This is a genomic window from Microbacterium sp. GCM10027623, assembly GCF_042666935.1.
GTDB lineage: Bacteria > Actinomycetota > Actinomycetes > Actinomycetales > Microbacteriaceae > Microbacterium.
This window is the reverse complement of the sequence record NZ_JBHTHE010000003.1, coordinates 142,928-162,630: the sequence shown is the minus strand read 5'-3', so window position 1 is coordinate 162,630 and position 19,703 is coordinate 142,928. Positions and strand designations below refer to the sequence as shown.

Sequence of the window (19,703 nt, the reverse complement as noted above, 5' to 3'; positions counted from 1 at the left end):
CCTTACGCATAAGCTCTTGCATATGATGCAAGAGAATACCGAAACGATCGTGCGCCAGCGCATCCGCGGGCTTCGCACCGCACGCGGCTGGACGCTGGACACTCTGGCCGCTCGCTGTTTCCTCTCGCCGTCGACGCTCAGCCGGATCGAAACGGGCCGCCAGAGGATCGTGCTGGAGCAACTGGTCGCGATCGCCAAGGCGCTGGGCACCTCTCTCGACCAGCTCGTCGAACCCGAGGGTGATGAGGACGTCGTCATCCGCCCCGAGCCTGAGTCCGTCGGCGGTGCCACGTTCTGGCTGCTGTCACGCGAACGCGACCGCCGCGGGGTGACCATCGGCAAGATGCGCCTCACGGAGAACGCGGAGGCGAAGGAGGCCCAGGTGCACCCCGGCTACGAATGGTTCACCGTCCTCAGCGGCATCATCCGGCTCACTCTCGGAACCCGGACCATCCTCGTGACGCCGGGCCAGGCCGTCGAGTTCCCCACCATGACCCCGCACCGTCTGGAGGCGCATCAGGGCACGGCGGAAGTGCTCACCATCTTCGATCAGGACGGCGAGCAGGCTCACCTTCCCGGGCACCGCCATCAGTGACGAGCCGTGGTCGTCCGCAGTCCGACATGTCAGGATCGACGTCATGGTCATGACACTCGAGCAGTGGGAATCCTCGGTGGCGGGGCTCTGGGCGCGTTCTGACTCGCTCCAGCGCGAAGAGGGCGTCGCGGCGATGCGGGAGTTGGCCGACAGCTGTCCGGCGACCGATGGCCGCGCCGCGTTCGAGCTCGCCGGCATGTACGACTCGATGGGGTACGAGGCGGAGGCCGGTGCGGAATACGAGCGAGCTCTCGGGCTGGGCCTGGACGACGCACGGCACGCTCAGCTCGCCGTTCAGTACGGATCGACCCTGCGCAACCTGGGCCGTCTCGACGAGGCGATCGCCGTTCTGCAGGCGGCGCCGGTGCACGAATCGACCGGCTCGGCACCCCGCATCGTGCTGGCCCTGGCTCTGCACAGCGCCGGCCGCAAGGACGAGGCACTGCGAGTCTCCATCGACGCGCAGATCGACTGCCTGCCGCGCTATCGGCGCTCGATGCGCAGATACGCCGCAGCACTGACCGAGTGACGTCGGCGTCCCCCGGGCTCCGCTCACCGGAGCTGATCCTGACCTGACCCCTCAAGGCCTACCACGGCGAGGCCAGCACCTTCTGGAGGTGCAGGTCAGGCGGGAAGACCGTCTCGCCGTCATAAGCGCTGCCCGGTCGCGCGGATCACCCGGGAGCGCTCACGTCTCGGTGGTCATGCCGATTGCGCCGTGCGATAGTGCATGGCGACCGCGCCGTTGCTGAGCGGCGTCGCGGAGACGAGCTCGAGGCGGCGGGTGCTCACGAGCCCGCTCGCGTACAGCGAGGGTCCGTGCCCGGCGATCATGGGATGCACCAGGAAGCGGTACTCGTCGATCAGATCCAACCTGTCCAGCTCCGTCGCCAGCATCCCGCTGCCCAGGAGCACGCCGCCGGGCGTCTGATCCTTGAGCTCCTGCACGGCGGTGCGCAGATCGCCGACGAGATGCTGACTGTTGGTCCAGGCGAAGTCCGTGCGGGTCGTCGAGACGACGTACTTCGGCTTGGACTCCAGCTTGGTCGCCCATTCGCGCAGTGCCGGTGGTGCATCGACGTCGCCGCGGGCGACCGCGGGCCAGGAGCTCTCCATCATCTCGTAGGTCGTGCGCCCCCAGAGCATGGCGCCGCTGTCATCCATGAGGCGGATGAAGTAGGCGTGCGTCTCGTCATCCGCGATGCCCTCACGGTGATCGACGCACCCGTCCAGCGTCACATTGAGGCTGAAGGTGAGACGAGACATACGGCGATCCTAGGTCTCACCGCTGGTCGTGAACAGGCGCGTCCAGGTCACGAGTCCTCGACCTCCTGGCGGGCGTCTGGTTGCGAAGGCGCCCGCGACGGGCATCGATGACCGTGACGGCCACGAGTCCGATGATCATCAGCGCGCAGCCGGCGAGAGCGGTGCCGGTGAGCTGCTCCTGCAGCACGATGACCCCCAGCAGTGCTGCCAGCAGCGGCTCGGCGAGGCTCAGCGTGCCGGCGACCGGCGGTCGTCCGGCGCAGCCCGTAGACGAACAGCGCATAGGCGAGCGCGGTGCCGGCCAGGCCGATCCATCCGATGAGCAGCAGCGAATCGGCATCCGCGAGATGTGCGGGATTCAGCACGATGATCGGCGAGAGCAGAACACCGGCGAGGATCAGGGTGAAACTCGTCGCCGGCAGCGCGGGCACTCCGGTGGACAGGAACCGCTTAGCGGCGACCGTGTACACGCCGTAGCAGGCTCCTGACACCAGTGCCACCGCGACTCCCGTCCCCGCGACGCCCTCCGCACCCCAGGGATCGAGCAGCACGGTGCAGCCGATGATCGCGGCTGCTGTCCCTGCGGCCCAGCCGAGCGTCATCCGGTCGTGGGTCCACCACCGTGCGCAGAGACCGGTGACCACCGGTGCGACACCCAGCGCGATCGCCGTGCCGAGGGCCGCGCCCAGCTGATCCACCGCGTGCATGAACGCGACCTGATAGACGCCGGTGGCCAGCGCGGCCAGCAGCAGCCATCCGATCACGTCTCTGCGCAGCAGCTGCCGCCACGCCGACCCCCGCGAACTGAGTGCGGCCAGCGCCGCCCCGCCGATGAGCAGACGCGCGACACCGAGTGCGCCAGGATCTGCCTCGGATTCCGCGAGAACCTGTGCCGGGCCGACCGTCCCCCACAGCAGCGCGGCACCGAGCACGGCGGTGGCGCCGACGACGTCATTGGATCGGGTGCGGAGTCTGCGCGAGCGCGGAGTCATCACCGGCGCGCGCCTCGAGCTCGACCTGGCAGAGATCGGCCGGCCCGTCCAGGCGCTCGTGGCCGTTCGCGTCCGACCTCCCACACGTGACCGCATCGAAGGGTTCCGGGAGTGGGCAGCGGCGCTGCCCGAGGTGCTGGGGGTGTTCGTGACCAGCGGCACCGAGGACTTCCTGATCCATGTCGCCGTGCCCGATAACGACCACCTCTACGCCTTCGTCATCGACCGGCTCACCGAGCGCGCCGAGGTCGCGGATGTGCGCACGTCGATCGTCTACGAGCACATCCGGGCGGCGACCGTCATCCCCGTGCGCTCGGAGGAGTGAATTCGCTCTGCGATGACGGCGCGACATGGGCCGGACTCCGTGACGCCGGAGCAGGCCCATGTCGCGATTCACGCGCGCTCGATGGGCAACCAGAGGTCACACGTCGCCGTGCTGAAGTCCGCGGCGCGCTCGATCACCGCCACGATCGAGGGCCCGGGGCGCAGCCGCCAGGGATTCGAGGGGAACCATTCCGTCGCTGAGCCGGCGTAGGCGGCTTGGAGCGCGGCCGGGTGCTCACCCGACGTGCGGAACACCACCCACGATCCTGCCTCGGCCTCGATCGCGTCAAGATCGTCGGGCACCTCGGTATCGGCTCGGACGGCGACCCCGTGAAGGTAGGTCAGTTCCGTGCTCTCGACGAAGTCGGGATCGACGTCGGCGCTCACCTGCAGCAGGCCGGCAGGGTCGGTCTCACTGAGCTGTTTGAGGCGCTCGTGCTCGGCGACGGGCAACGAGGCGATGTGCTGTTGGATCTGCGCGTTGATGCCTTCGTGGATCAGCGGCACGCGTGCCGCGTGTCCGATCAGACGAAATGCGGGACGTCCGATGATTCTGGCGTCCATGGGGACGCTCCCTTCGACGGTCAGGCGGAACCTGAGCTGCGGATAATTTCGAAAGGGGCCGCCTTCTCGACGGGCATCGCCGTGGCTCACGCCGTGCACGGCACGGAATGCTCGACCGAATGCCTCGGTCGATCCGTATCCGTATCGGACCGCGATGGTGAGGAAGTCCTCGTCACCGACCACGTCCGCAGCAGCGACGGTCATGCGCCGACGCCGCACGTACTCGGACACCGGCACGCCCGCCAGCGACGAGAACATGCGACGAGCGTGATAGCCGGTCGTCCCCATCGCTGCGGCGAGCGCATCGATGTCGATCTCTCCGCCGATCCGCTCCTCGATCGCATCGACCAAGTGATTGAGCATCTCGATCATGGTGGCTCCTTTCGTGAACCACTCTCCCGAATGCGAGACTTCCCGGCCCGACTTCTCCGGTTCGATCCGATCGAGTGCGCCGTCTTGTCGCCGAGTGCAGGGATCTACTCATCCATCATCGCGGGCACTCCGCGTCATCTTCCGCGAGGCGCGCACAGACCGTCGAGCAGCACTTCCGCCATGCCGCCGATCCGTCCGGATCCTGAACTCGAACTGTCCGCCAGACGACTGAGCGCCTGGATGAGGTCCTCGGCTCGCACGTCGGCTCGGATCGAGCCGTCGTCCGCTCCTGCGTCCAGAATGCGCTGCACCGGCGGGGCAAGCGTCCCGAGGAAGTACGCCGGCAGGGGCTGGTATGCCGGATCCCCCGAGTGCAGCGCGGCCGAGAACCCGCGTTTGGTGGCGACGAACTCGGCAAGCCGACCGGCCCATCGGCGCAGGGCTTCCACGGGCTGATGACGTTCGAGGAGCTGTTCGGCCACGGCGGCCGTGGCGTCCACTTCGCGCCGGAAGACCGCGATGATCAGGTCGGACCGTTGCGGATAGTTGCGGTAGATGGTCCCGACGCCGACACGAGCGCGCGCAGCGATCTCGCGCATCGGCGCATCCACTCCGGATTCCGCGAATGCGGCCTTCGCGGCATCCAGCACGGCTGCGCTGTTCCTCACCGCGTCCGCACGCTTCCGTGGCGCAGGGACCGCGTTCTCCGGCGAGCTCATTCATCTCCTGAATCGTCGTGACAAACGGAACATCGTTCCGTATAGTTACGGAAGAGCGTTCCGCTTATTCGATCGTACCTCGATCGACCACCGACCACGGAGTAACCATGCAGACCAGACCACTCGGCCGCACCGGAATACGCGTCTCACCCTTCGCGCTCGGCGCGATGATGCTCAGTTCCTTCGGCAATCCAGACCAGGGCGACGTCGATCGTATCGTCGCACGGGCTATCGACGCGGGCATCAATCTCATCGACACGGCCGACGCATACGGCGATTCGGAGGAGCTGGTCGGCAAAGCGCTGCGCGGTCGCAGAAACGAGATCGTCCTCGCCTCCAAGTTCGGGCTGCCCATGGGCGATGATTCGAACCACCGGGGCGGGTCCCGGCGATGGATCATCACCTCCGTGGAGAACTCCCTGCGCCGCTTGGGCACCGATCACCTGGATCTCTACCAGTTCCACCGCCCCGATCCCGACACAGACATCGAGGAGACCCTGTCGGCCCTCAGCGACCTGGTCCGCAGCGGAAAAGTCCGCGCGATCGGCTCATCCGACATGCCGGCGTCCGAGATCGTCGAGGCGCATTGGATCGCCGACCGGCGTGGACTCGAGCGGTTCCGCGTTGAGCAGCCCCACTACTCCCTTCTCGACCGTGCGGTCGAGCGCGAAGTGCTTCCCGTCGCACAGCGCTATGGCATGGGCACCGTGATCTGGAGCCCGCTGGCCAGCGGCATGCTCACCGGACGCGTCCGCCGCGGGCAGGAATCCGACCTCAGGCGCACACAGCGGTTCAGCGCACTCCGCGACCCGCGACGCGTCGACGCCGTGGAGGAGTTCATCACGCTCGCCGATGACGCGGGCATCTCCCTGACGCACATGGCGCTGGCCTTCGTGATCGCACATCCCGGAGTGACCTCCGCCCTGATCGGTCCGCGCACCATGGAGCAGTTGGACGACCTCCTAAGGGCGTCGGAGGTGTCCCTGCCGGACGACCTGCTCGACCGGATCGACGCGATCGTTCCGCCCGGCACGGGCGTGGGCCGGATGGATCAGGAGTACAACACGCCCGCGATCCTCTCGGAGGCCCTGCGCAGGCGGCCACTCGCCGAGCGCTCCGCCGCCTGAGCCCAGTCGTCCACGCGGAATCCGCGTCCAGGCAGTCGCCATCGCGCCAGCGGCTGCCTGGTCACCGACGGGCGAATTCGCGTCTCAAGCTCTCGGGTCTCGCAGGCCGGTCATCGCGGCGAGAAGCGTGTCGTGGATGTAGGCGAGCTCGGGCGAGATCTGTCCCCATCCCCCGCTCTGCTCCTCGACGGTCCAGTCCTGCTCGCTGGACCGTTCCTCCGCATCCATCTCGCCGTGCTGCCAGATCCACCAGATGTTCGCGCTCGAATCCTGGACCCGAGCGAGTCGGGTCCCGAAGAAGTCAGTCGGCTCGGTGATGAGCCGCGCGTTGCGGGCGATCGCGCGATCGAGCACCACGTCGATGTCGTGGACATAGACCTGAAGAAGGCTCGGAGTGAATGGCCAGTCCGGTTTGCGCTCGGCGAGCATGATGGTCGTCGTTCCGACGCGTACCTCCGACTGCAGCAGTAGGCCGTCTTCGTCGATAGTGCGGGCTTCGGCGTGCTCCTCGCCGTCGAAGACCTCGATGATGAACCGCCCGATCTCATCGGCGTCACTGGTGATGATGCAGGGATTGACGGTGGCGTAACCCTCAGGGGTGACCGGTGCAGACATCTCTTGCTCCTGTGCTGGCGGTGGATGCGTTGCGTTCATCCCATCAGACCGCCGTGCGGCGGTCTTGAAGAATTCCGCCATCTCGGCCGGACAGCACACGTGCGGGAGTCCTACCGTGAAAGACCTTCAGCGCACGCGTCAAATGCGCCTGATCCGCGAAGCCGCAGTGGGCCGCGCACTCGATCGGCGACATGCCCTGCAGCAGCAGTGCATAAGCCTCGCGCGCGCGGGACAGCTGCGCGATCTGCTTGCGCGTGAGCCCGGTGGTGGCGCGCACCCGTCGCTGTCGCTGCCGCTCGGAGTAGCCGACGTGGTCACCGGAGAGCATCCGGCGCACGTCGTCGTCGCTGCGCAGGATGTCGAGCTCCACAAGCCGCTCGGTGAATCTCTCGAGCTCTTCGAAGTCCGGCACAGGCACGGCGTGCTCGGCAAGCAGGACATGCCCGGCTTCGATCTCCAGCGCCTGTTCCCCACCGAGGAGGAGCACCTTGCTCACTCCGGGCAGGACGACGTGAGCCTGCAACTGGATGCCCCAGCTGTGCTCACCGACCGACGAACGGATCCACCGATGCCCCAGCGTCGGACCCGCCAGCCCGGCCCGCAGGTCTCCGCCCCGCTCTCGCGCGAACCACAGATCCCAGTACTCGACGGCCGGCGCGAGATAGCGCTCATCGCGCGTCGACCGCGCCTGCCACACGCATTCCAGCACGGGCGAGTCCGGGCGATACTCCTCGTAGATCCGCTCCATGCAACTCCCCTCCGGACACATTGTGCGCGCTGGAGCGGCCTCGAGCCAGTGCTCAGTTGTTGAAGCGGAACTCCACGACGTCGCCGTCCTGCATGACGTAGTCCTTGCCCTCCAGGCGCGCCTTGCCCTTGGCGCGCGCCTCGGCGATGGAACCGGTCTCGACCAGGTCCTCGAACGAGATGACCTCGGCCTTGATGAAGCCCTTCTCGAAGTCGGTGTGGATCACGCCCGCGGCCTGCGGCGCCTTCCAGCCCTTCCCGATGGTCCAGGCACGCGCTTCCTTCGGGCCGGCCGTCAGGTAGGTCTGCAGTCCGAGGGTGTCGAAGCCGATGCGGGCGAGCTGGTCCAGGCCGGATTCGTCCTGTCCGGTGGACGCCAGCAGTTCTGCGGCATCCTCGGGGTCGAGGTCGATGAGCTCCGATTCGATCTTCGCGTCCAGGAAGATCGCCTTGGCGGGGGCGACGATGGCCTCCAGCTCGGCCTTGCGCGCGGCGTCTGTGAGCACGGCCTCGTCGACGTTGAAGACGAAGATGACCGGCTTCGCTGTCAGCAGGCCGAGTTCCCTGATCGGTGCGAGATCCAGGCCGGAGACGGACAGCAGCACCCCGCGTTCCAGCGCATCCTGTGCGGCCTTCGCCGTCTCCAGCACGACAGGGTCGGTCTTGCGTCCGCGGACCTCCTTCTCGAGACGCACGATGGCCTTCTCCAGGGTCTGCAGGTCGGCGAGCATCAGCTCGGCGTTGATGGTCTCCAGGTCGTTCTGGGGGTTGATCGCGCCCTCCACGTGCACCACATCGTCGTCGGCGAAGCCGCGCACGACCTGGGCGATCGCGTCCGCTTCGCGGATGTTCGCGAGGAACTGGTTGCCCAGCCCTTCACCTTCGCTCGCACCGCGGACGATCCCGGCGATGTCGACGAACGACACCGCCGCAGGCAGGATGCGCTCACTGTGGAAGATGCCGGCGAGCACCTCGAGTCGAGAATCGGGCAGGCTGACCACGCCCACATTCGGCTCGATCGTCGCGAACGGATAGTTCGCCGCGAGCACGTTGTTCTTGGTGAGAGCGTTGAAGAGGGTCGACTTGCCGACATTCGGCAGTCCCACGATTCCGATGGTTAGGGCCACGGGGGTCCAGTCTACCGGGGGCGCTGGTCGAGCCTTCTCCAGTGCCCCTCCGAGATCACGTCGACGTCGTCACCGACGACGCGGATGGCGGTCTGGTCATCGAGCGCGTACGCAGGCCCGCCGATGCGCTGCGCCCAGCGCTCTGCGTGCGCGAGGGTGTTCTCGGGGAACGTCGGGTAATCGAGGTGCGGGAAGATCGAGAAGTCCACGATGCCGAGAAGGTCATCCTCCCTGTCGACTGATCGAACTCAGGCGGGCCGCGTCGCGCGGAACGCCCGGGTCACGTAGGGCAGGTCGATCGTCGCCTCGGCGTCCACGCCGAGTTCGTCGAAGAGTGCGTCCATGCCGGCATGGATTGCCGTCCGGTCCTCCTCGGATGCCGTGATCAGGTGACTGCGCGAATCGGCCATGCGGTGCAGCTGTGCTCGCGTCATGGGACGCGCCCACTCCCATCGCCGCGACTCGAGCTCTCCGAACGGCGCGGTCACCGTCGGGCCGTCGCCGTCCAGCAGCTCCTCGGCGGCGCTGGCGTGCATGATCCGGGTGAGTCGACGCACCCAGTCGACCCGGTTGTCGCGCGTGTTCCAGATCAGCCCGAAGGTGCCGCCTGGCCGGAGCACGCGGCCGACCTCCGCGGAACCGGCGACCGGATCCACCCAGTGCCATGCCTGGCCCAGCACGAGCGCGTCCAGACTCGCGTCCGGCAGCGGCAGCGCCTCGGCCGTGCCGACGAAGGTCGGCACGCCCGGCACCGTCTCCCGCAGCTTCGCAAGCATGGCGGGGTCCGGGTCGATCGCGACGACCTCGGCATCCGGTGCCTCCGCGAGCACCCGTGTCAGCTTGCCCGTCCCCGCGCCGACATCCGCGACGCGGCGAGCACCCGGGCTGAGAGTCTCCAGCATCCAGGCGACCGCCTCGAACGGATAGTCCGGGCGTGCGGCCTCGTACGTCTCGGCCTCGGCTCCGAAGGATGTCGCCCGCGCATCGCTCATGTTCTTCAGCCTACGGCGAGCCTGCCGCGCTGCGGATGGCTCGGGCGGGAAAGTGGACATGTGCCACTGGACTTCACCGCGATCGACTTCGAGACGGCGAACTCCAGCCCCGCCTCGGCCTGCTCCGTCGGCCTCGTCCGCGTGCGCGACGGCGAGGTCGTCGCACAGACGGGATGGCTGATCCGTCCGCCGGCAGGTCACGACGACTTCAACGAGTGGAACACCAAGATCCACGGCCTGCATGCCCACGACGTCGTGCGAGCAGCGACCTGGGAGGAGCAGATCGACCGGCTGTGCGCGTTCGCCGGGGCCGACGTGCTCGTCGCCCACAGCGCCAAGTTCGACCTGACCGTGCTCAGCCGCGCCTGTGAAGTCACGGGGGTCGATGCGCCGCCGTACCGTTCGCTGTGCTCGCTGGCGGTGGCGCGCAAGACCTACGAGCTCGACTCGTACCGCCTGCCCAGGGCCGCTGCGGCCGCAGGGTTCGGCGACTTCCCGCATCATGATGCGCTGGCGGACGCGCGTGCGTGCGCGCAGATCATCATCGACGCCGCACGGCGCGCCGATGTGGCCGACATCGAGGCGCTGGGCGAGGCCCTCGGCATCCGCCTCTCCGCACCGCTCGTCGTGCAGCCCGAGCGCGCCGTCGCCTGAGTCCGCTGCCACCTGAGATCGCTGCCACCCAGACCGCTGCCACCCAGACCGCTGCCACGGAGTGCGGCCGAACATGGACAATGGTCAGGTGACGAACGGACTCAGCAGCGAAGTGATCGAGGGAACCTTCGACCTGGCACGCCAGGGGCGGGTGGGGCCCCTGGGCGAGATGATCGACGCCGGCGTGCCCATCGACGCGCGCAACGCGCGGGGAGACACGCTCCTCATCGTCGCGACCTACGCCGAGCATGTCGACGTGGTGACCGACCTGCTTCGCCGAGGCGCGGACAAGGACGCGATCAACGCCAACGGGCAGACGGCGGTGTCGTGCGCGGTGTTCCGACGCAACGAGCCCTTGCTGCGGATGCTGCTGGATGCCGGCGCCGACCAGGATGCCGGCGCGCACACCGCCCGTCAGGTCGCGGATCAGTTCCAGATGGCCGACATGCGCGCGGTGCTCGACTCCTACTGAGGCGGCAGGCTGCGCTCAGGCGCCGCCGGGAACACCCGACAGCAGGGCGATGACGATGCCGGAGGTCAGCACGAACGCGCCGATCATCCACCAGGAGCTGATCTCGTGCCCTTCGTCCCGGCGCACCCGGAACAGCACGTCCTTGCGGCGGGCGGGGTCGGGGAAGGCACTCGCCGCCGTCTTCGCGGCGATGGCTGCGGCGATCTGCTCGTCGGTGACCCGGAGGATGCGGCCGGTCTTCGTGGTGACCTGCTGAACTCGACTCGGCGACCCAGACTGCTCGTGCGATGACATCCCGAGCTCTCCCGTTCGTGACCCTACCGGCGCGGGCGCGCGCCGGGCATGGACTCCATTGTGCCAGGGCGCGCTGAGAATCGTCGTCAGCCCCGCGGACCGCGCGTCCGCACGGGGCATCCGCAAAGGCGAGCCTCCCGCCCCCAGCTGCCGGCCGGCGATCAGCCCCGACTCAGAGCCACTTCGAGACGAGGTGATCCGACACGATCCGCCGCATGGTGCCCGACGCGCTGCGCAGCACGATGCTCTCGGTGTACAGATAGCCGCCCTCGCGTCGGACACCGCGGACCAGCTGCCCGTCGGTCACGCCGGTCGCGACGAAGATGGTGTTGTTGCCCTTGACCAGGTCGTCGGCCTCGTAGACCTTGTCCATCTCGAGTCCGGCGTCGATGCCGCGATGACGCTCCTCGTCGTCGCGAGGCCAGAGGACACCCTGGATGTGACCCCCGAGCGCCTTGATCGCGCAGGCGGTGACGATGCCCTCCGGGCTGCCGCCCACGCCGACGCACATGTCGGTGCGCGCACCGTGACGTGCGGCGTTGATCCCACCGGCGACGTCGCCGTCGCTCATCAGACGCGTGCCGGCACCGGCGTCGCGGATGTCCTGGATCAGCTGCTCGTGCCGCGGCCGGTTCAGGACCGAGACCACCATCTCGTCGACCGGCTTGTCCAGCGCCCCTGCGAGGCGGCGGATGTTCTCGGCGATGGGAAGACGGATGTCGACCACCCCGACGCCCGCGGGGCCGGTGACGAGCTTGTCCATGTAGAACACGCTGGAGGCATCCAGCATCGAGCCGCGGTCGGACACCGCGAGCACGGAGAGGGCGTTCTGCCTGCCCGCCGCCGTCAGCGACGTGCCGTCGATGGGGTCGACGGCGATGTCGCACTCGGGACCGCGACCGGTGCCGACCTCCTCGCCGTTGAAGAGCATCGGCGCGTTGTCCTTCTCACCCTCGCCGATCACGACACGGCCCTGGAAGTCGACGGTGCCGAGGAACGCGCGCATCGCATCGACGGCCGCTCCGTCGGCCGCCTCCTTGGCGCCGCGCCCGATGAAGGGAACCGCCCGGATGGCCGCGGCCTCCGTGGCGCGCACCAGTTCCAGTGCGAGGTTGCGGTCGGGGCGGAGGGGGCTGAGATCGGCTGTAAGGCTCACCATGCGGTCAGCCTAACGACGTGGCTGGTCGAAATCGGCGACTTTTCCGGATTTCACCATGAAGGAAACGCTGTTCTTTACAAAATCTCAAGAACGCCCGCCAGGTGCCGCGACATGACCGAGAAGAACCCGCATCCCCGCGACTAAAGTGGCCATGACCCCCGCACATCAGAAGCAGGAGATTTCATGCCCGTCGCCACTCCGGACCAGTACGCAGAGATGCTCGACCGCGCGAAGGCCGGTGGCTTCGCGTACCCCGCTTTCAACGTGTCCAGCTCGCAGACCATCAACGCCGTGCTGCAGGGGCTGACCGAGGCCGGCTCCGACGGCATCATCCAGGTGACCACGGGCGGGGCGGACTACTTCGCCGGCCACACCGTCAAGGCACGCGCCACCGGCGCCCTGGCCTTCGCCCGCTACGCCACCGAGGTCGCCAAGAACTACCCGGTGACCGTGGCGCTGCACACCGACCACTGCCCGAAGGACGCGCTGGCGGGCTTCGTCGAGCCGCTCATCTCAGCATCCGAGGCAGAGGTCAAGGCGGGACGCAACCCGATCTTCCAGTCGCACATGTGGGACGGCTCCGCTGTGCCGCTGGCGGAGAACATCGAGATCGCCAAGGAGCTGCTTCCCCGCATGAAGGCGATCAACGCCATCCTCGAGGTGGAGATCGGCGTCGTCGGCGGCGAGGAGGACGGCGTCGCGCACGAAGGTTCGAACGAGGCGCTCTACACCACCTTCGCGGACGTCGACCAGGCGGTGCAGGCCCTGGGGCTCGGCGAGCAGGGCCGTTACATCGCGGCTCTGACGTTCGGCAACGTGCACGGTGTGTACAAGCCGGGCGGAGTGAAGCTGCGCCCCGAGCTCCTCGGCGAGATCCAGGAGCAGGTCGCGGCGAAGTACAGCACCGGCAGGAACCCGCTCGATCTGGTCTTCCACGGCGGGTCCGGTTCGTCGGATGCCGAGATCGCCACCGCGGTCGCGAACGGTGTCATCAAGATGAACATCGACACCGACACGCAGTACGCGTACACGCGCGCGATCGCGGACTACATGTTCAAGAACTATGACGGCGTCCTGAAGGTCGACGGCGAGGTCGGCAACAAGAAGCAGTACGACCCGCGCGCGTGGGGCAAGATCGCCGAGACGGCCATGGCCGCCCGCGTGGTCGAGTCGACCCGCCAGCTCGGCTCCTACGGGCAGTCCCAGAGCTGACCGCCCTTTGTGAGAGGCGGATGCCCCGGATCATCGCGATCCGGGGCATCCGTCGTTCTCAGCCGCCGATCTTCTCACCGGCGGGAGACAACACCCACCAGATGCCGCCCACGCCCTGACCGTTCACGTCGCCTGCCGCCTCGTCGCCGGCGAACGTGTACAGCGGCCAACCGTCGAGAGTGACCTGATGCTTGCCGTCGGGAGTGTCGATGGTGGCGAGCGTTCCGGTCACGCCGTCGGCCTTCGGTTCGGCGGATGCCGACAGGATCGGCGGCCACTGCGTCAGACAGGCTCCGGTGCAGGCGCTCGTCGCCGCACCCTGGGTGTCCTTGTCGTACATGTACGCGGTCATCCCGTCGCCGTCGACGACCACCGACCCGAGCGAGGTGTCGGCGACCTTCAGCCCGCTGTCGGATGCCGCCGGCTGCGACGCCTCCGAGGAGGGCGCACCGTAACCGGCGTCGGAGCCTGCCCCGAGGTCCGCGTCGGAGGAGCCCGATGTGCTGCCTGCGCAGCCCGTCAGGAGGAGGGCGAGGGCGATGCCCCCGATGGCGAGTGCCTTGCGCACGATGCTGTCCTTTCACCCTTCGGGGCTGCGTGCGCAGGCCCGATCGGATGACACGACACGGACACGTCGGATGGTTCAGTCGAATTCGTGACGGACCATGACCGTGCCCGACTCGTCGCGGATCTCGATGCTGCGGATGTCGGCGGTCGACAGCGATGTCCCGGCGGAGAGCCGGGTCGTGGCGCCGGGTTCGACACTCCAGGTCGACAGTGTGCTCTCCGCGCCGTCGTCCCCTGTGACGACGAGTTCGTAGGTGCCTGCCTCGCCGGTGCGGTACCCGTCGTACGCGCAGACCACCTCGAGTCTGGTTCCCCACGGCACCGCCGTGAGCGAGACGCTGGCCGTCACAGGCGCTCCGGCGACCGGCTCCAGTGCCACGACATCCGCCGGCGGGGGCAGCAGCAGCGACACCGACACGGCGATCGCCACGACGACGGCGGCGGCGATACCTGCCGCCCATGCTCCGACCCGGCGCCGGGCACTCCGGCGCGCTCGCGCCGCGGCGAGCACGCGAACGGCTCCGGCATCGTGGGCATCCTGTGTGCCGATCCGCAGCGCGTCCTCGGCATCCACCTGGGACAGCAGCGACACCGTCGACCCGAGCTCGGCGACCGCGGCACGACATCGCGGGCAGTCGGCGAGGTGTGCTTCGAACTCGGCACGCTCCGTCGTGGAGAGTGCGCCCAGCGCGTAGGCGGCATCCCAGGTGGCGTACCGTTCATGATCCGCGCTCATCGGGTGACTCCTCTCTCCTGCAGCGCGAGCCGCAGGGCCCGCAGTCCGTAATGCATCCGCGACTTCACGGTGCCCTCCGGGATGCCGAGCTCCTCGGCGATCTCGCCCACGCTCCGGCCACGGTAGTAGGCCGCCACGACGATTTCCCGATGCTCCGGACTCACGGCGACCAGCGCGTCCTGGATGAGCAGCGCGTCGAACAGCCGATCCGTGTGATCATCCGTCACACGATCGGGAACCTCTGCCACGGGATGCTCGTGCCGCCGCCGTGCGCTGCGCACCTCGTCGATCACGATGTGCCGGGCGACGGTGATCATCCAGGCGCGTGACGTCGACGGGTCCTGAGCCAGGATGCGCGGCGTGCGCCAGGCGCGAAGCAGGGTCTCCTGCACGACGTCGTCGGCCGAGCCCCGATTGCCGGTCAGGCTCACCACGTACCGGCGGATGTGACCGGCATGCAGCTCGTAGAGCGCGGTGAGTCGCTCGTCGTCATCGGTCACGGTCAGCCTCCCACTGGAGACACGATATGAGGGCTTCCCGGGTTCAGATGAACCCCGGAGCATGTCGGATCGTTCTCTCAGTATGAACCTGATCCCCGCCGCCGGCCCGTCCGCGTTCTCCGCGCTGTTCGAGTTCACCGGACTCCCCCTGCATCCGCTGCTCGTGCACGCCGCGGTGGTGCTCACTCCGTTGACCGCGATCGCCCTCGCACTCGCCGCGCTCTGGCCCGCGGCGCGTCGACGGCTCGGCGTCGCCCTGCCCATCGCCGCCCTGGTGGTGGCGGTCCTCGCTCCGGTTACGGTCCTCGCCGGGGAGTCGCTGGCCGATGCGCTCGGCCGCACGCCGGCCATCGCACATCATGAGTCGCTGGGGCGGATGCTGCTGCCGTGGGCGATCGCGATGCTCCCGGCATCCGTGCTCGTGTGGTGGAGCGGCCGAGGCTCCACCGCGTCGTCCTCGCGCCGTCCGAGATGGGCGACCGTCGTGATCGCCGGCGCGGCCGTGGTGGTCGCCGTCGTCACCCTCGTCCTCGTGGTGCTCACCGGGGACGCCGGTGCGCGGGCGGTGTGGGGAGGCGTCGTATGAGGGCTCAGCGGGAGTCGTCCGCGGCCGCGGCGTCGATCGGCTGGAATCCGTGGTCGGCCTCCTCGACGTCCACTTCGACGATGTCGACGGTGACGTCTCCTCGCAGACGCGAGACGGCGTCGGCGAACTGCTCTTCGAGAGCGGCGACGGCGCCGTCGGCGTTCCCCTCGGCGAGCGCGTCGAGCAGTCGGCGATAGGTGGGCGAAACGGATCGACGCACCGAGTAGCCGTCGGGCACGCTGAAGCTCATGATGCGCGTCTGCATGATCAGGGTCGCGATGCCGCGTGAAAGTCGATCACTGCCCACGGCATCCACGAGCACCTGATGGAATTCCAGGTCGGCGTCGCCGATGGCGCGGGCGTCGTCTCCCTCACTGACCGCGACGAGCTCGTCATACGCGGCGGTGATGCGCTCCATCGCCTGCGGGTCGGGGTCGCGGGCGATGCGGCGCGCGGCCTGAGCCTCGATCGCCAGCCGCATCTCGTAGACGTCCGGGATCTGCTCCCCGTCGATGACGGCCACGCTCATCCCGCGGCCGGGTATCGCCGTCAGGATGCCCTCCTGCACCAGACGCTGCGCGGCCTCCCGCAGCGGACTGCGACTGACTCCGAGCTGGGACGCGATCTCGACCTCGCCGAGCGGCGCGCCGACCGTCAGAGCGCCGGAGAAGATCGCCTTGCGCAGTTCGATCGCGATGAGATCGACGGTCGACAGCCGCGACACACGCAGCACGGAGGCCCGGCCGACGGATCGGGGCAGGTCACGGGGCATTCAGATCTCCTCATCCGTGGTGACACGTGAACTCATTCTCCCGCGTGCCGGGGCGAATTCCTCGCAGACTCATCGGCAACAGTTCTGTCTCATTGTCGACAATCTGCACGTCTGATTGTAGATGGATCGACAAACTCCCGTATCGTGTTGCCCGGTCGCAGCCCACTCCGGCTCGACGGACAGTCACGAAGAGGAGCATCATGAGCAAGCGCACAGCCCGAACCGCACTCGCCACGCTGGGGGTGGTGACCCTCGCTCTCACCGGCTGCGCATCCGGTGGCGCCGGCGATGCCGGCGATGACGCCAGCAGCACACTCGAGAAAGCACAGGAATCCGGCACGATCACACTGGCCGTCGCCGCCGAGCGGCCCTATTCGTGGGTGGAGGGCGGAGAGCCGACCGGCGCCACCATCGCCCTGCACGAGAAGATCTTCGCCGGCATGGGCATCGATGACATCGAGGTCAAGGAAGTCGAATGGAACGCCCTCATCCCCGGCCTGAACGCCGGACGCTGGGACGTCATCAGCGCGGGGATGTCGATCCTTCCGGACCGCTGCGAACAGGCCGCGTTCAGCGACCCCGAGATCATGTACACCACCACTCTCGCCGTGCCGAAGGGCAATCCCGACGGTCTGAGCGACCTGGATTCGATCGCCGAGAAGGAGGGCATCACTCTCGCCGTCCAGTCCGGAGCGATCGAGGAGGGTTACGCCGAGGAGCTGGGCATCACCGACGTCATCAAGGTCGACAGCGCCACCGCCGGTCTGGAGACCGTGCAGTCGGGCCGTGCCGACGCCTTCACGCTCACCGCGGTGTCGCTGAACTGGATGACCAAGGACAGCGACGACCTCGAGACCACCGAGGCGTTCGTGCAGGTCATCGACGGCGTCGAGCAGATCGGCGCCGGCGCGACCGTCTTCCGCAAGCAGGACAGCGAACTGCTCGAGGCGTACAACAAGGAGCTCGCGAAGATCACCGGCGACGAGCAGTCCTACCTCGACCTCGTCGAGCCGTTCGGCTTCACCGCCGAGAACCTGCCGCCCGCCGACCTGACCACCGAGCAGCTCTGCTCGGGCGACCTCGGCTGACCTCCTCTGCGACGTGATCGAGAACTTCGAGGCGCTCCAGGGGGCGCTGCCCTACCTGCTGGACGGGTTGCTGATAACCGTCCAGCTGACGGTGGGCGGCGCCCTGCTGGCGTTCGTCATCGCGATCGCATTGGGCCTGCTGGCCCGGTTCGACAACGTCGTGCTGCGCGGCTTCGCCCGCACCGTGATCGAAGTCTTCCGCGGCACGTCCCTGCTGGTGCAGCTGTACTTCCTGTTCTTCGTGCTGCCGCTGCCGCCCTTCAACGTCGAACTGCCGCCCGTCCTCGTCGGCATCGTCGGTCTGGGTCTGAACTACGGCGCATACGGCGCGGAGGTGGTGCGCGGCTCGATCAACTCCGTCCCGCGCGGACAATGGGAGGCCACCACCGCACTCAGCCTGTCGCGCACGCAGCGCATGTGGCGAGTGATCTTCCCGCAGGCCTGGGCGCTGATGATCCCCTCCTTGACGAACCTGCTGATACAACTGCTCAAGGGCACCGCAGTGGTCTACCTGATCACCATCGTCGATCTCACCGCGGAGCTCAACAAGCTGCGCATCGACACCGACGTGTTCTTCGCCTATTCACTCGGCTTGATCGTGTACTTCGTGATCGCTTATCTCCTCACCATCGCCATGAACGCACTCGAGGCGCGCGCCAAGCACCGCCTCGGCCAGGGAACCCGCCTGCGTGAAGCAGTCGCCGCGCCCACCGTCGACGCAGAGAGGGATGTCCCGTGAACGACGACCGAGTGATCTGGAACTGGGATCACGTCCTCGCGGCGCTCCCCGACATGCTGTGGTCGTTCCTGACGATCACGGTGTACGTGACGGTGCTGGGCAGCATCATCGCCGCCGTGCTGGGGCTGGTCATCGCCCTGGCGCGCAAGAGCACCCCGCGCCCGATCGCCGCCGTGCTGACGTTCGTGATGAACTTCATCCGGATGACGCCGCTGGTCGTGCAACTGCTCTTCGCGTACTACGCCTTCACCGCCGTTCCGCCGCTCACGCTCGGTGTGATCATCTTCGGCATCCACTACGCCACCTACATGGCTGAGGTGTACCGCGCCGGAATCGACGCGGTGCCCCGCGGGCAGTGGGAGGCCACCACCGCCCTGTCCATGTCTCGCGGTCGCACCTGGACAGCGGTCATCATCCCCCAAGCACTGCGCTCGACCGTGCCCGCCCTCGGCAACTACGTCATCTCCATGTTCAAGGAGACGCCGTTCCTCGCCGTCATCACCGTGACCGACATGGTGCGCGCCGCACAGGAGTACGGCGGATCGCACTTCCGATTCATCGAAGCCATCACCATGGCGGGGATCCTGTTCCTCGTCGCCAGCTACCCGACGTCACTGCTCATCGGGCGATTGGAGAAGCGCCTTGCCTACACCACCTGACACTCACACCGGCGCCGTCGCGCTGCAGGACGGCGATGTTCCCGCCATCCGCTTCGAGAAGGTCGAGAAGCGCTTCGGCGACCACGTCGTGCTGCACGATCTCGACTTCACGGTGCGCAAGGGCGACCGCGTCACGCTCATCGGTCCCAGCGGCTCGGGAAAGACCACGATCCTCCGACTCGTCATGACGCTCGAGGAGGCGAACGACGGGTACATCCTGATCGACGGCCAGCCGCTCACGCACATGGAGCGCGGCGGAAGGCGCGTCGAGTTGAAGGAGAAGCACAAGAACGAGATGCGCAAGCGCATCGGGATGGTCTTCCAGCAGTTCAACCTGTTCCCCAACATGACCGTGCTGGAGAACATCATCGAGGCGCCGGTGCACGTGCTGAAGGTGCCGAAGGATCAGGCGGTGGCGCGCGCTCACGAGCTGCTCGAGATGGTGGGCCTGCCTGACAGAGCCGACGCGCATCCGACGCAGCTCTCCGGCGGTCAGCAGCAGCGCGTGGCGATCGCGCGCGCCCTGGCCATGCAACCCGAGATCCTGCTGCTGGACGAAGTGACCAGTGCGCTGGACCCGGAGGTTGTCGGCGAGGTCCTGGGGATCCTCCGCGACATCGCGCGCGACACCGACGTGACGATGCTGATCGTCACGCACGAGATGCAGTTCGCGCGTGACGTGTCCAATCGGGTGCTGATGTTCGACGGCGGCCGCATCGTCGAGGAGGGCTCGCCCGAGCAGATCTTCACCGCCCCGCAGGAGCAGCGCACGAAGGACTTCCTCGCCGCGGTGCTGTGACTTCGGACGTCGGCGGAGGATCGGTG

The 19,703-nt window shown here is 67.8% G+C and carries 27 protein-coding genes; 12 read left to right on the top strand and 15 right to left on the bottom strand.

Annotated features, from left to right (window positions below; all coding sequences use genetic code 11):
• Window positions 1–22: 22 nt before the first annotated feature.
• Window positions 23–595, top strand: coding sequence for a helix-turn-helix domain-containing protein (locus tag ACFQY2_RS13210; protein ID WP_378746344.1), 573 nt, complete (start codon window positions 23–25; stop codon window positions 593–595).
• A gap of 43 nt (window positions 596–638) precedes the next feature.
• Entirely contained in the window at window positions 639–1,124 is a 486-nt protein-coding gene (locus ACFQY2_RS13205; protein ID WP_378746342.1) for a tetratricopeptide repeat protein, read from the top strand.
• A gap of 173 nt (window positions 1,125–1,297) precedes the next feature.
• Here the strand turns inward: ACFQY2_RS13205 and ACFQY2_RS13200 are convergent, their stop codons facing one another.
• On the bottom strand, window positions 1,298–1,861 hold the full coding sequence (locus ACFQY2_RS13200; protein ID WP_378746341.1) for a dihydrofolate reductase family protein: 564 nt from the start codon (window positions 1,859–1,861) through the stop codon (window positions 1,298–1,300).
• Window positions 1,862–1,908: 47 nt separating this feature from the next.
• Complete coding sequence (locus tag ACFQY2_RS13195; protein ID WP_378746790.1) at window positions 1,909–2,853, bottom strand: DMT family transporter; 945 nt, start codon at window positions 2,851–2,853, stop codon at window positions 1,909–1,911.
• On the opposite strand from ACFQY2_RS13195, the gene ACFQY2_RS13190 reads away from it, so the two are divergent.
• On the top strand, window positions 2,825–3,178 hold the full coding sequence (locus ACFQY2_RS13190; protein WP_378746340.1) for an Lrp/AsnC family transcriptional regulator: 354 nt from the start codon (window positions 2,825–2,827) through the stop codon (window positions 3,176–3,178). The two genes, ACFQY2_RS13195 and ACFQY2_RS13190, sit on opposite strands and share 29 nt — an antisense overlap.
• Window positions 3,179–3,246: 68 nt before the next feature.
• Here ACFQY2_RS13190 and ACFQY2_RS13185 read toward each other — a convergent pair whose 3' ends face one another.
• Together ACFQY2_RS13185 and ACFQY2_RS13180 are read right to left on the bottom strand one after the other, a co-directional pair.
• On the bottom strand, window positions 3,247–4,113 hold the full coding sequence (locus tag ACFQY2_RS13185; RefSeq protein ID WP_378746339.1) for a GyrI-like domain-containing protein: 867 nt from the start codon (window positions 4,111–4,113) through the stop codon (window positions 3,247–3,249).
• A gap of 134 nt (window positions 4,114–4,247) precedes the next feature.
• The gene (locus ACFQY2_RS13180; protein ID WP_378746338.1) at window positions 4,248–4,781 is read right to left on the bottom strand and encodes a TetR/AcrR family transcriptional regulator; all 534 of its coding nucleotides are present in this window, start codon (window positions 4,779–4,781) and stop codon (window positions 4,248–4,250) included.
• Between the two features lie 158 nt (window positions 4,782–4,939).
• Here ACFQY2_RS13180 and ACFQY2_RS13175 point away from each other — a divergent pair, with 158 nt between their 5' ends.
• Window positions 4,940–5,959 (top strand): aldo/keto reductase, encoded by a 1,020-nt coding sequence (locus tag ACFQY2_RS13175; protein WP_378746337.1) that lies wholly within the window; start codon window positions 4,940–4,942, stop codon window positions 5,957–5,959.
• 84 nt (window positions 5,960–6,043) lie between these two features.
• Here ACFQY2_RS13175 and ACFQY2_RS13170 read toward each other — a convergent pair whose 3' ends face one another.
• The 5 genes from ACFQY2_RS13170 to ACFQY2_RS13150 are packed head-to-tail and all read right to left on the bottom strand — an operon-like array spanning window position 6,044 to window position 9,440.
• A complete protein-coding gene (locus ACFQY2_RS13170; protein WP_378746335.1) occupies window positions 6,044–6,574 on the bottom strand; it encodes a VOC family protein in 531 nt (176 codons plus the stop codon).
• Between the two features lie 43 nt (window positions 6,575–6,617).
• On the bottom strand, window positions 6,618–7,322 hold the full coding sequence (locus tag ACFQY2_RS13165) for a helix-turn-helix domain-containing protein (protein ID WP_378746334.1): 705 nt from the start codon (window positions 7,320–7,322) through the stop codon (window positions 6,618–6,620).
• Between the two features lie 52 nt (window positions 7,323–7,374).
• On the bottom strand, window positions 7,375–8,448 hold the full coding sequence (ychF, locus tag ACFQY2_RS13160) for a redox-regulated ATPase YchF (protein WP_378746333.1): 1,074 nt from the start codon (window positions 8,446–8,448) through the stop codon (window positions 7,375–7,377).
• An 11-nt stretch (window positions 8,449–8,459) separates the two neighbouring features.
• Window positions 8,460–8,657 (bottom strand): hypothetical protein, encoded by a 198-nt coding sequence (locus ACFQY2_RS13155; protein ID WP_378746331.1) that lies wholly within the window; start codon window positions 8,655–8,657, stop codon window positions 8,460–8,462.
• Window positions 8,658–8,696: 39 nt separating this feature from the next.
• Complete coding sequence (locus ACFQY2_RS13150; protein WP_378746330.1) at window positions 8,697–9,440, bottom strand: class I SAM-dependent methyltransferase; 744 nt, start codon at window positions 9,438–9,440, stop codon at window positions 8,697–8,699.
• Between the two features lie 60 nt (window positions 9,441–9,500).
• On the opposite strand from ACFQY2_RS13150, the gene ACFQY2_RS13145 reads away from it, so the two are divergent.
• Entirely contained in the window at window positions 9,501–10,094 is a 594-nt protein-coding gene (locus ACFQY2_RS13145; RefSeq protein ID WP_378746329.1) for a 3'-5' exonuclease, read from the top strand.
• An 88-nt stretch (window positions 10,095–10,182) separates the two neighbouring features.
• Entirely contained in the window at window positions 10,183–10,566 is a 384-nt protein-coding gene (locus ACFQY2_RS13140) for an ankyrin repeat domain-containing protein (RefSeq protein ID WP_378746328.1), read from the top strand.
• A gap of 15 nt (window positions 10,567–10,581) precedes the next feature.
• Here ACFQY2_RS13140 and ACFQY2_RS13135 read toward each other — a convergent pair whose 3' ends face one another.
• Window positions 10,582–10,860 carry a hypothetical protein gene (locus ACFQY2_RS13135; protein ID WP_378746326.1) on the bottom strand — a complete coding sequence of 93 codons (279 nt, stop codon included), beginning with the start codon at window positions 10,858–10,860 and terminating at the stop codon, window positions 10,582–10,584.
• Window positions 10,861–11,032: 172 nt separating this feature from the next.
• A complete protein-coding gene (gene glpX / locus ACFQY2_RS13130) occupies window positions 11,033–12,019 on the bottom strand; it encodes a class II fructose-bisphosphatase (protein ID WP_378746324.1) in 987 nt (328 codons plus the stop codon).
• 183 nt (window positions 12,020–12,202) lie between these two features.
• Between glpX and fbaA the strand changes: the two genes are divergently transcribed.
• Complete coding sequence (fbaA, locus tag ACFQY2_RS13125) at window positions 12,203–13,231, top strand: class II fructose-bisphosphate aldolase (protein ID WP_378746323.1); 1,029 nt, start codon at window positions 12,203–12,205, stop codon at window positions 13,229–13,231.
• Window positions 13,232–13,289: 58 nt separating this feature from the next.
• On the opposite strand, the gene ACFQY2_RS13120 is transcribed toward fbaA, so the two are convergent.
• From ACFQY2_RS13120 to ACFQY2_RS13110, 3 genes are all read right to left on the bottom strand, one after another.
• Window positions 13,290–13,799: a hypothetical protein gene (locus ACFQY2_RS13120; RefSeq protein ID WP_378746322.1), complete on the bottom strand. Its 510-nt coding sequence runs from the start codon at window positions 13,797–13,799 to the stop codon at window positions 13,290–13,292.
• 75 nt (window positions 13,800–13,874) lie between these two features.
• The gene (locus ACFQY2_RS13115) at window positions 13,875–14,534 is read right to left on the bottom strand and encodes an anti-sigma factor family protein (RefSeq protein ID WP_378746321.1); all 660 of its coding nucleotides are present in this window, start codon (window positions 14,532–14,534) and stop codon (window positions 13,875–13,877) included.
• Window positions 14,531–15,034, bottom strand: coding sequence for a sigma-70 family RNA polymerase sigma factor (locus ACFQY2_RS13110; protein WP_378746320.1), 504 nt, complete (start codon window positions 15,032–15,034; stop codon window positions 14,531–14,533). Before ACFQY2_RS13110 ends, ACFQY2_RS13115 begins: the two co-directional genes overlap by 4 nt.
• Window positions 15,035–15,116: 82 nt before the next feature.
• On the opposite strand from ACFQY2_RS13110, the gene ACFQY2_RS13105 reads away from it, so the two are divergent.
• Entirely contained in the window at window positions 15,117–15,620 is a 504-nt protein-coding gene (locus ACFQY2_RS13105) for a DUF2231 domain-containing protein (protein ID WP_378746319.1), read from the top strand.
• 4 nt (window positions 15,621–15,624) lie between these two features.
• Here the strand turns inward: ACFQY2_RS13105 and ACFQY2_RS13100 are convergent, their stop codons facing one another.
• Window positions 15,625–16,392, bottom strand: a complete 768-nt coding sequence (locus ACFQY2_RS13100) for a GntR family transcriptional regulator (RefSeq protein ID WP_378746317.1) — start codon at window positions 16,390–16,392, stop codon at window positions 15,625–15,627.
• Window positions 16,393–16,592: 200 nt separating this feature from the next.
• Here ACFQY2_RS13100 and ACFQY2_RS13095 point away from each other — a divergent pair, with 200 nt between their 5' ends.
• The 4 genes from ACFQY2_RS13095 to ehuA are packed head-to-tail and all read left to right on the top strand — an operon-like array spanning window position 16,593 to window position 19,677.
• The gene (locus ACFQY2_RS13095; protein ID WP_378746316.1) at window positions 16,593–17,480 is read left to right on the top strand and encodes a transporter substrate-binding domain-containing protein; all 888 of its coding nucleotides are present in this window, start codon (window positions 16,593–16,595) and stop codon (window positions 17,478–17,480) included.
• 13 nt (window positions 17,481–17,493) lie between these two features.
• Window positions 17,494–18,219, top strand: coding sequence for an ectoine/hydroxyectoine ABC transporter permease subunit EhuC (gene ehuC, locus ACFQY2_RS13090; RefSeq protein WP_378746315.1), 726 nt, complete (start codon window positions 17,494–17,496; stop codon window positions 18,217–18,219).
• Window positions 18,216–18,878 (top strand): ectoine/hydroxyectoine ABC transporter permease subunit EhuD, encoded by a 663-nt coding sequence (gene ehuD / locus ACFQY2_RS13085; protein ID WP_378746314.1) that lies wholly within the window; start codon window positions 18,216–18,218, stop codon window positions 18,876–18,878. The genes ehuC and ehuD overlap by 4 nt, the downstream gene beginning before the upstream one ends.
• On the top strand, window positions 18,862–19,677 hold the full coding sequence (gene ehuA / locus ACFQY2_RS13080) for an ectoine/hydroxyectoine ABC transporter ATP-binding protein EhuA (RefSeq protein WP_378746312.1): 816 nt from the start codon (window positions 18,862–18,864) through the stop codon (window positions 19,675–19,677). Before ehuD ends, ehuA begins: the two co-directional genes overlap by 17 nt.
• The last annotated feature ends 26 nt before the right edge of the window (window positions 19,678–19,703 follow it).

Coding starts and splice junctions, on each gene's coding strand:
- ACFQY2_RS13210 (WP_378746344.1), top strand. CDS start 23: ATGATGCAAGAGAATACCGAAACGATCGTGCGCCAGCGCATCCGCGGG.
- ACFQY2_RS13205 (WP_378746342.1), top strand. CDS start 639: ATGGTCATGACACTCGAGCAGTGGGAATCCTCGGTGGCGGGGCTCTGG.
- ACFQY2_RS13200 (WP_378746341.1), bottom strand. CDS start 1,861: ATGTCTCGTCTCACCTTCAGCCTCAATGTGACGCTGGACGGGTGCGTC.
- ACFQY2_RS13195 (WP_378746790.1), bottom strand. CDS start 2,853: ATGACTCCGCGCTCGCGCAGACTCCGCACCCGATCCAATGACGTCGTC.
- ACFQY2_RS13185 (WP_378746339.1), bottom strand. CDS start 4,113: ATGATCGAGATGCTCAATCACTTGGTCGATGCGATCGAGGAGCGGATC.
- ACFQY2_RS13175 (WP_378746337.1), top strand. CDS start 4,940: ATGCAGACCAGACCACTCGGCCGCACCGGAATACGCGTCTCACCCTTC.
- ACFQY2_RS13170 (WP_378746335.1), bottom strand. CDS start 6,574: ATGTCTGCACCGGTCACCCCTGAGGGTTACGCCACCGTCAATCCCTGC.
- ACFQY2_RS13165 (WP_378746334.1), bottom strand. CDS start 7,322: ATGGAGCGGATCTACGAGGAGTATCGCCCGGACTCGCCCGTGCTGGAA.
- ACFQY2_RS13150 (WP_378746330.1), bottom strand. CDS start 9,440: ATGAGCGATGCGCGGGCGACATCCTTCGGAGCCGAGGCCGAGACGTAC.
- ACFQY2_RS13135 (WP_378746326.1), bottom strand. CDS start 10,860: ATGTCATCGCACGAGCAGTCTGGGTCGCCGAGTCGAGTTCAGCAGGTC.
- glpX (WP_378746324.1), bottom strand. CDS start 12,019: ATGGTGAGCCTTACAGCCGATCTCAGCCCCCTCCGCCCCGACCGCAAC.
- fbaA (WP_378746323.1), top strand. CDS start 12,203: ATGCCCGTCGCCACTCCGGACCAGTACGCAGAGATGCTCGACCGCGCG.
- ACFQY2_RS13115 (WP_378746321.1), bottom strand. CDS start 14,534: ATGAGCGCGGATCATGAACGGTACGCCACCTGGGATGCCGCCTACGCG.
- ACFQY2_RS13105 (WP_378746319.1), top strand. CDS start 15,117: ATGAACCTGATCCCCGCCGCCGGCCCGTCCGCGTTCTCCGCGCTGTTC.
- ACFQY2_RS13100 (WP_378746317.1), bottom strand. CDS start 16,392: ATGCCCCGTGACCTGCCCCGATCCGTCGGCCGGGCCTCCGTGCTGCGT.
- ACFQY2_RS13095 (WP_378746316.1), top strand. CDS start 16,593: ATGAGCAAGCGCACAGCCCGAACCGCACTCGCCACGCTGGGGGTGGTG.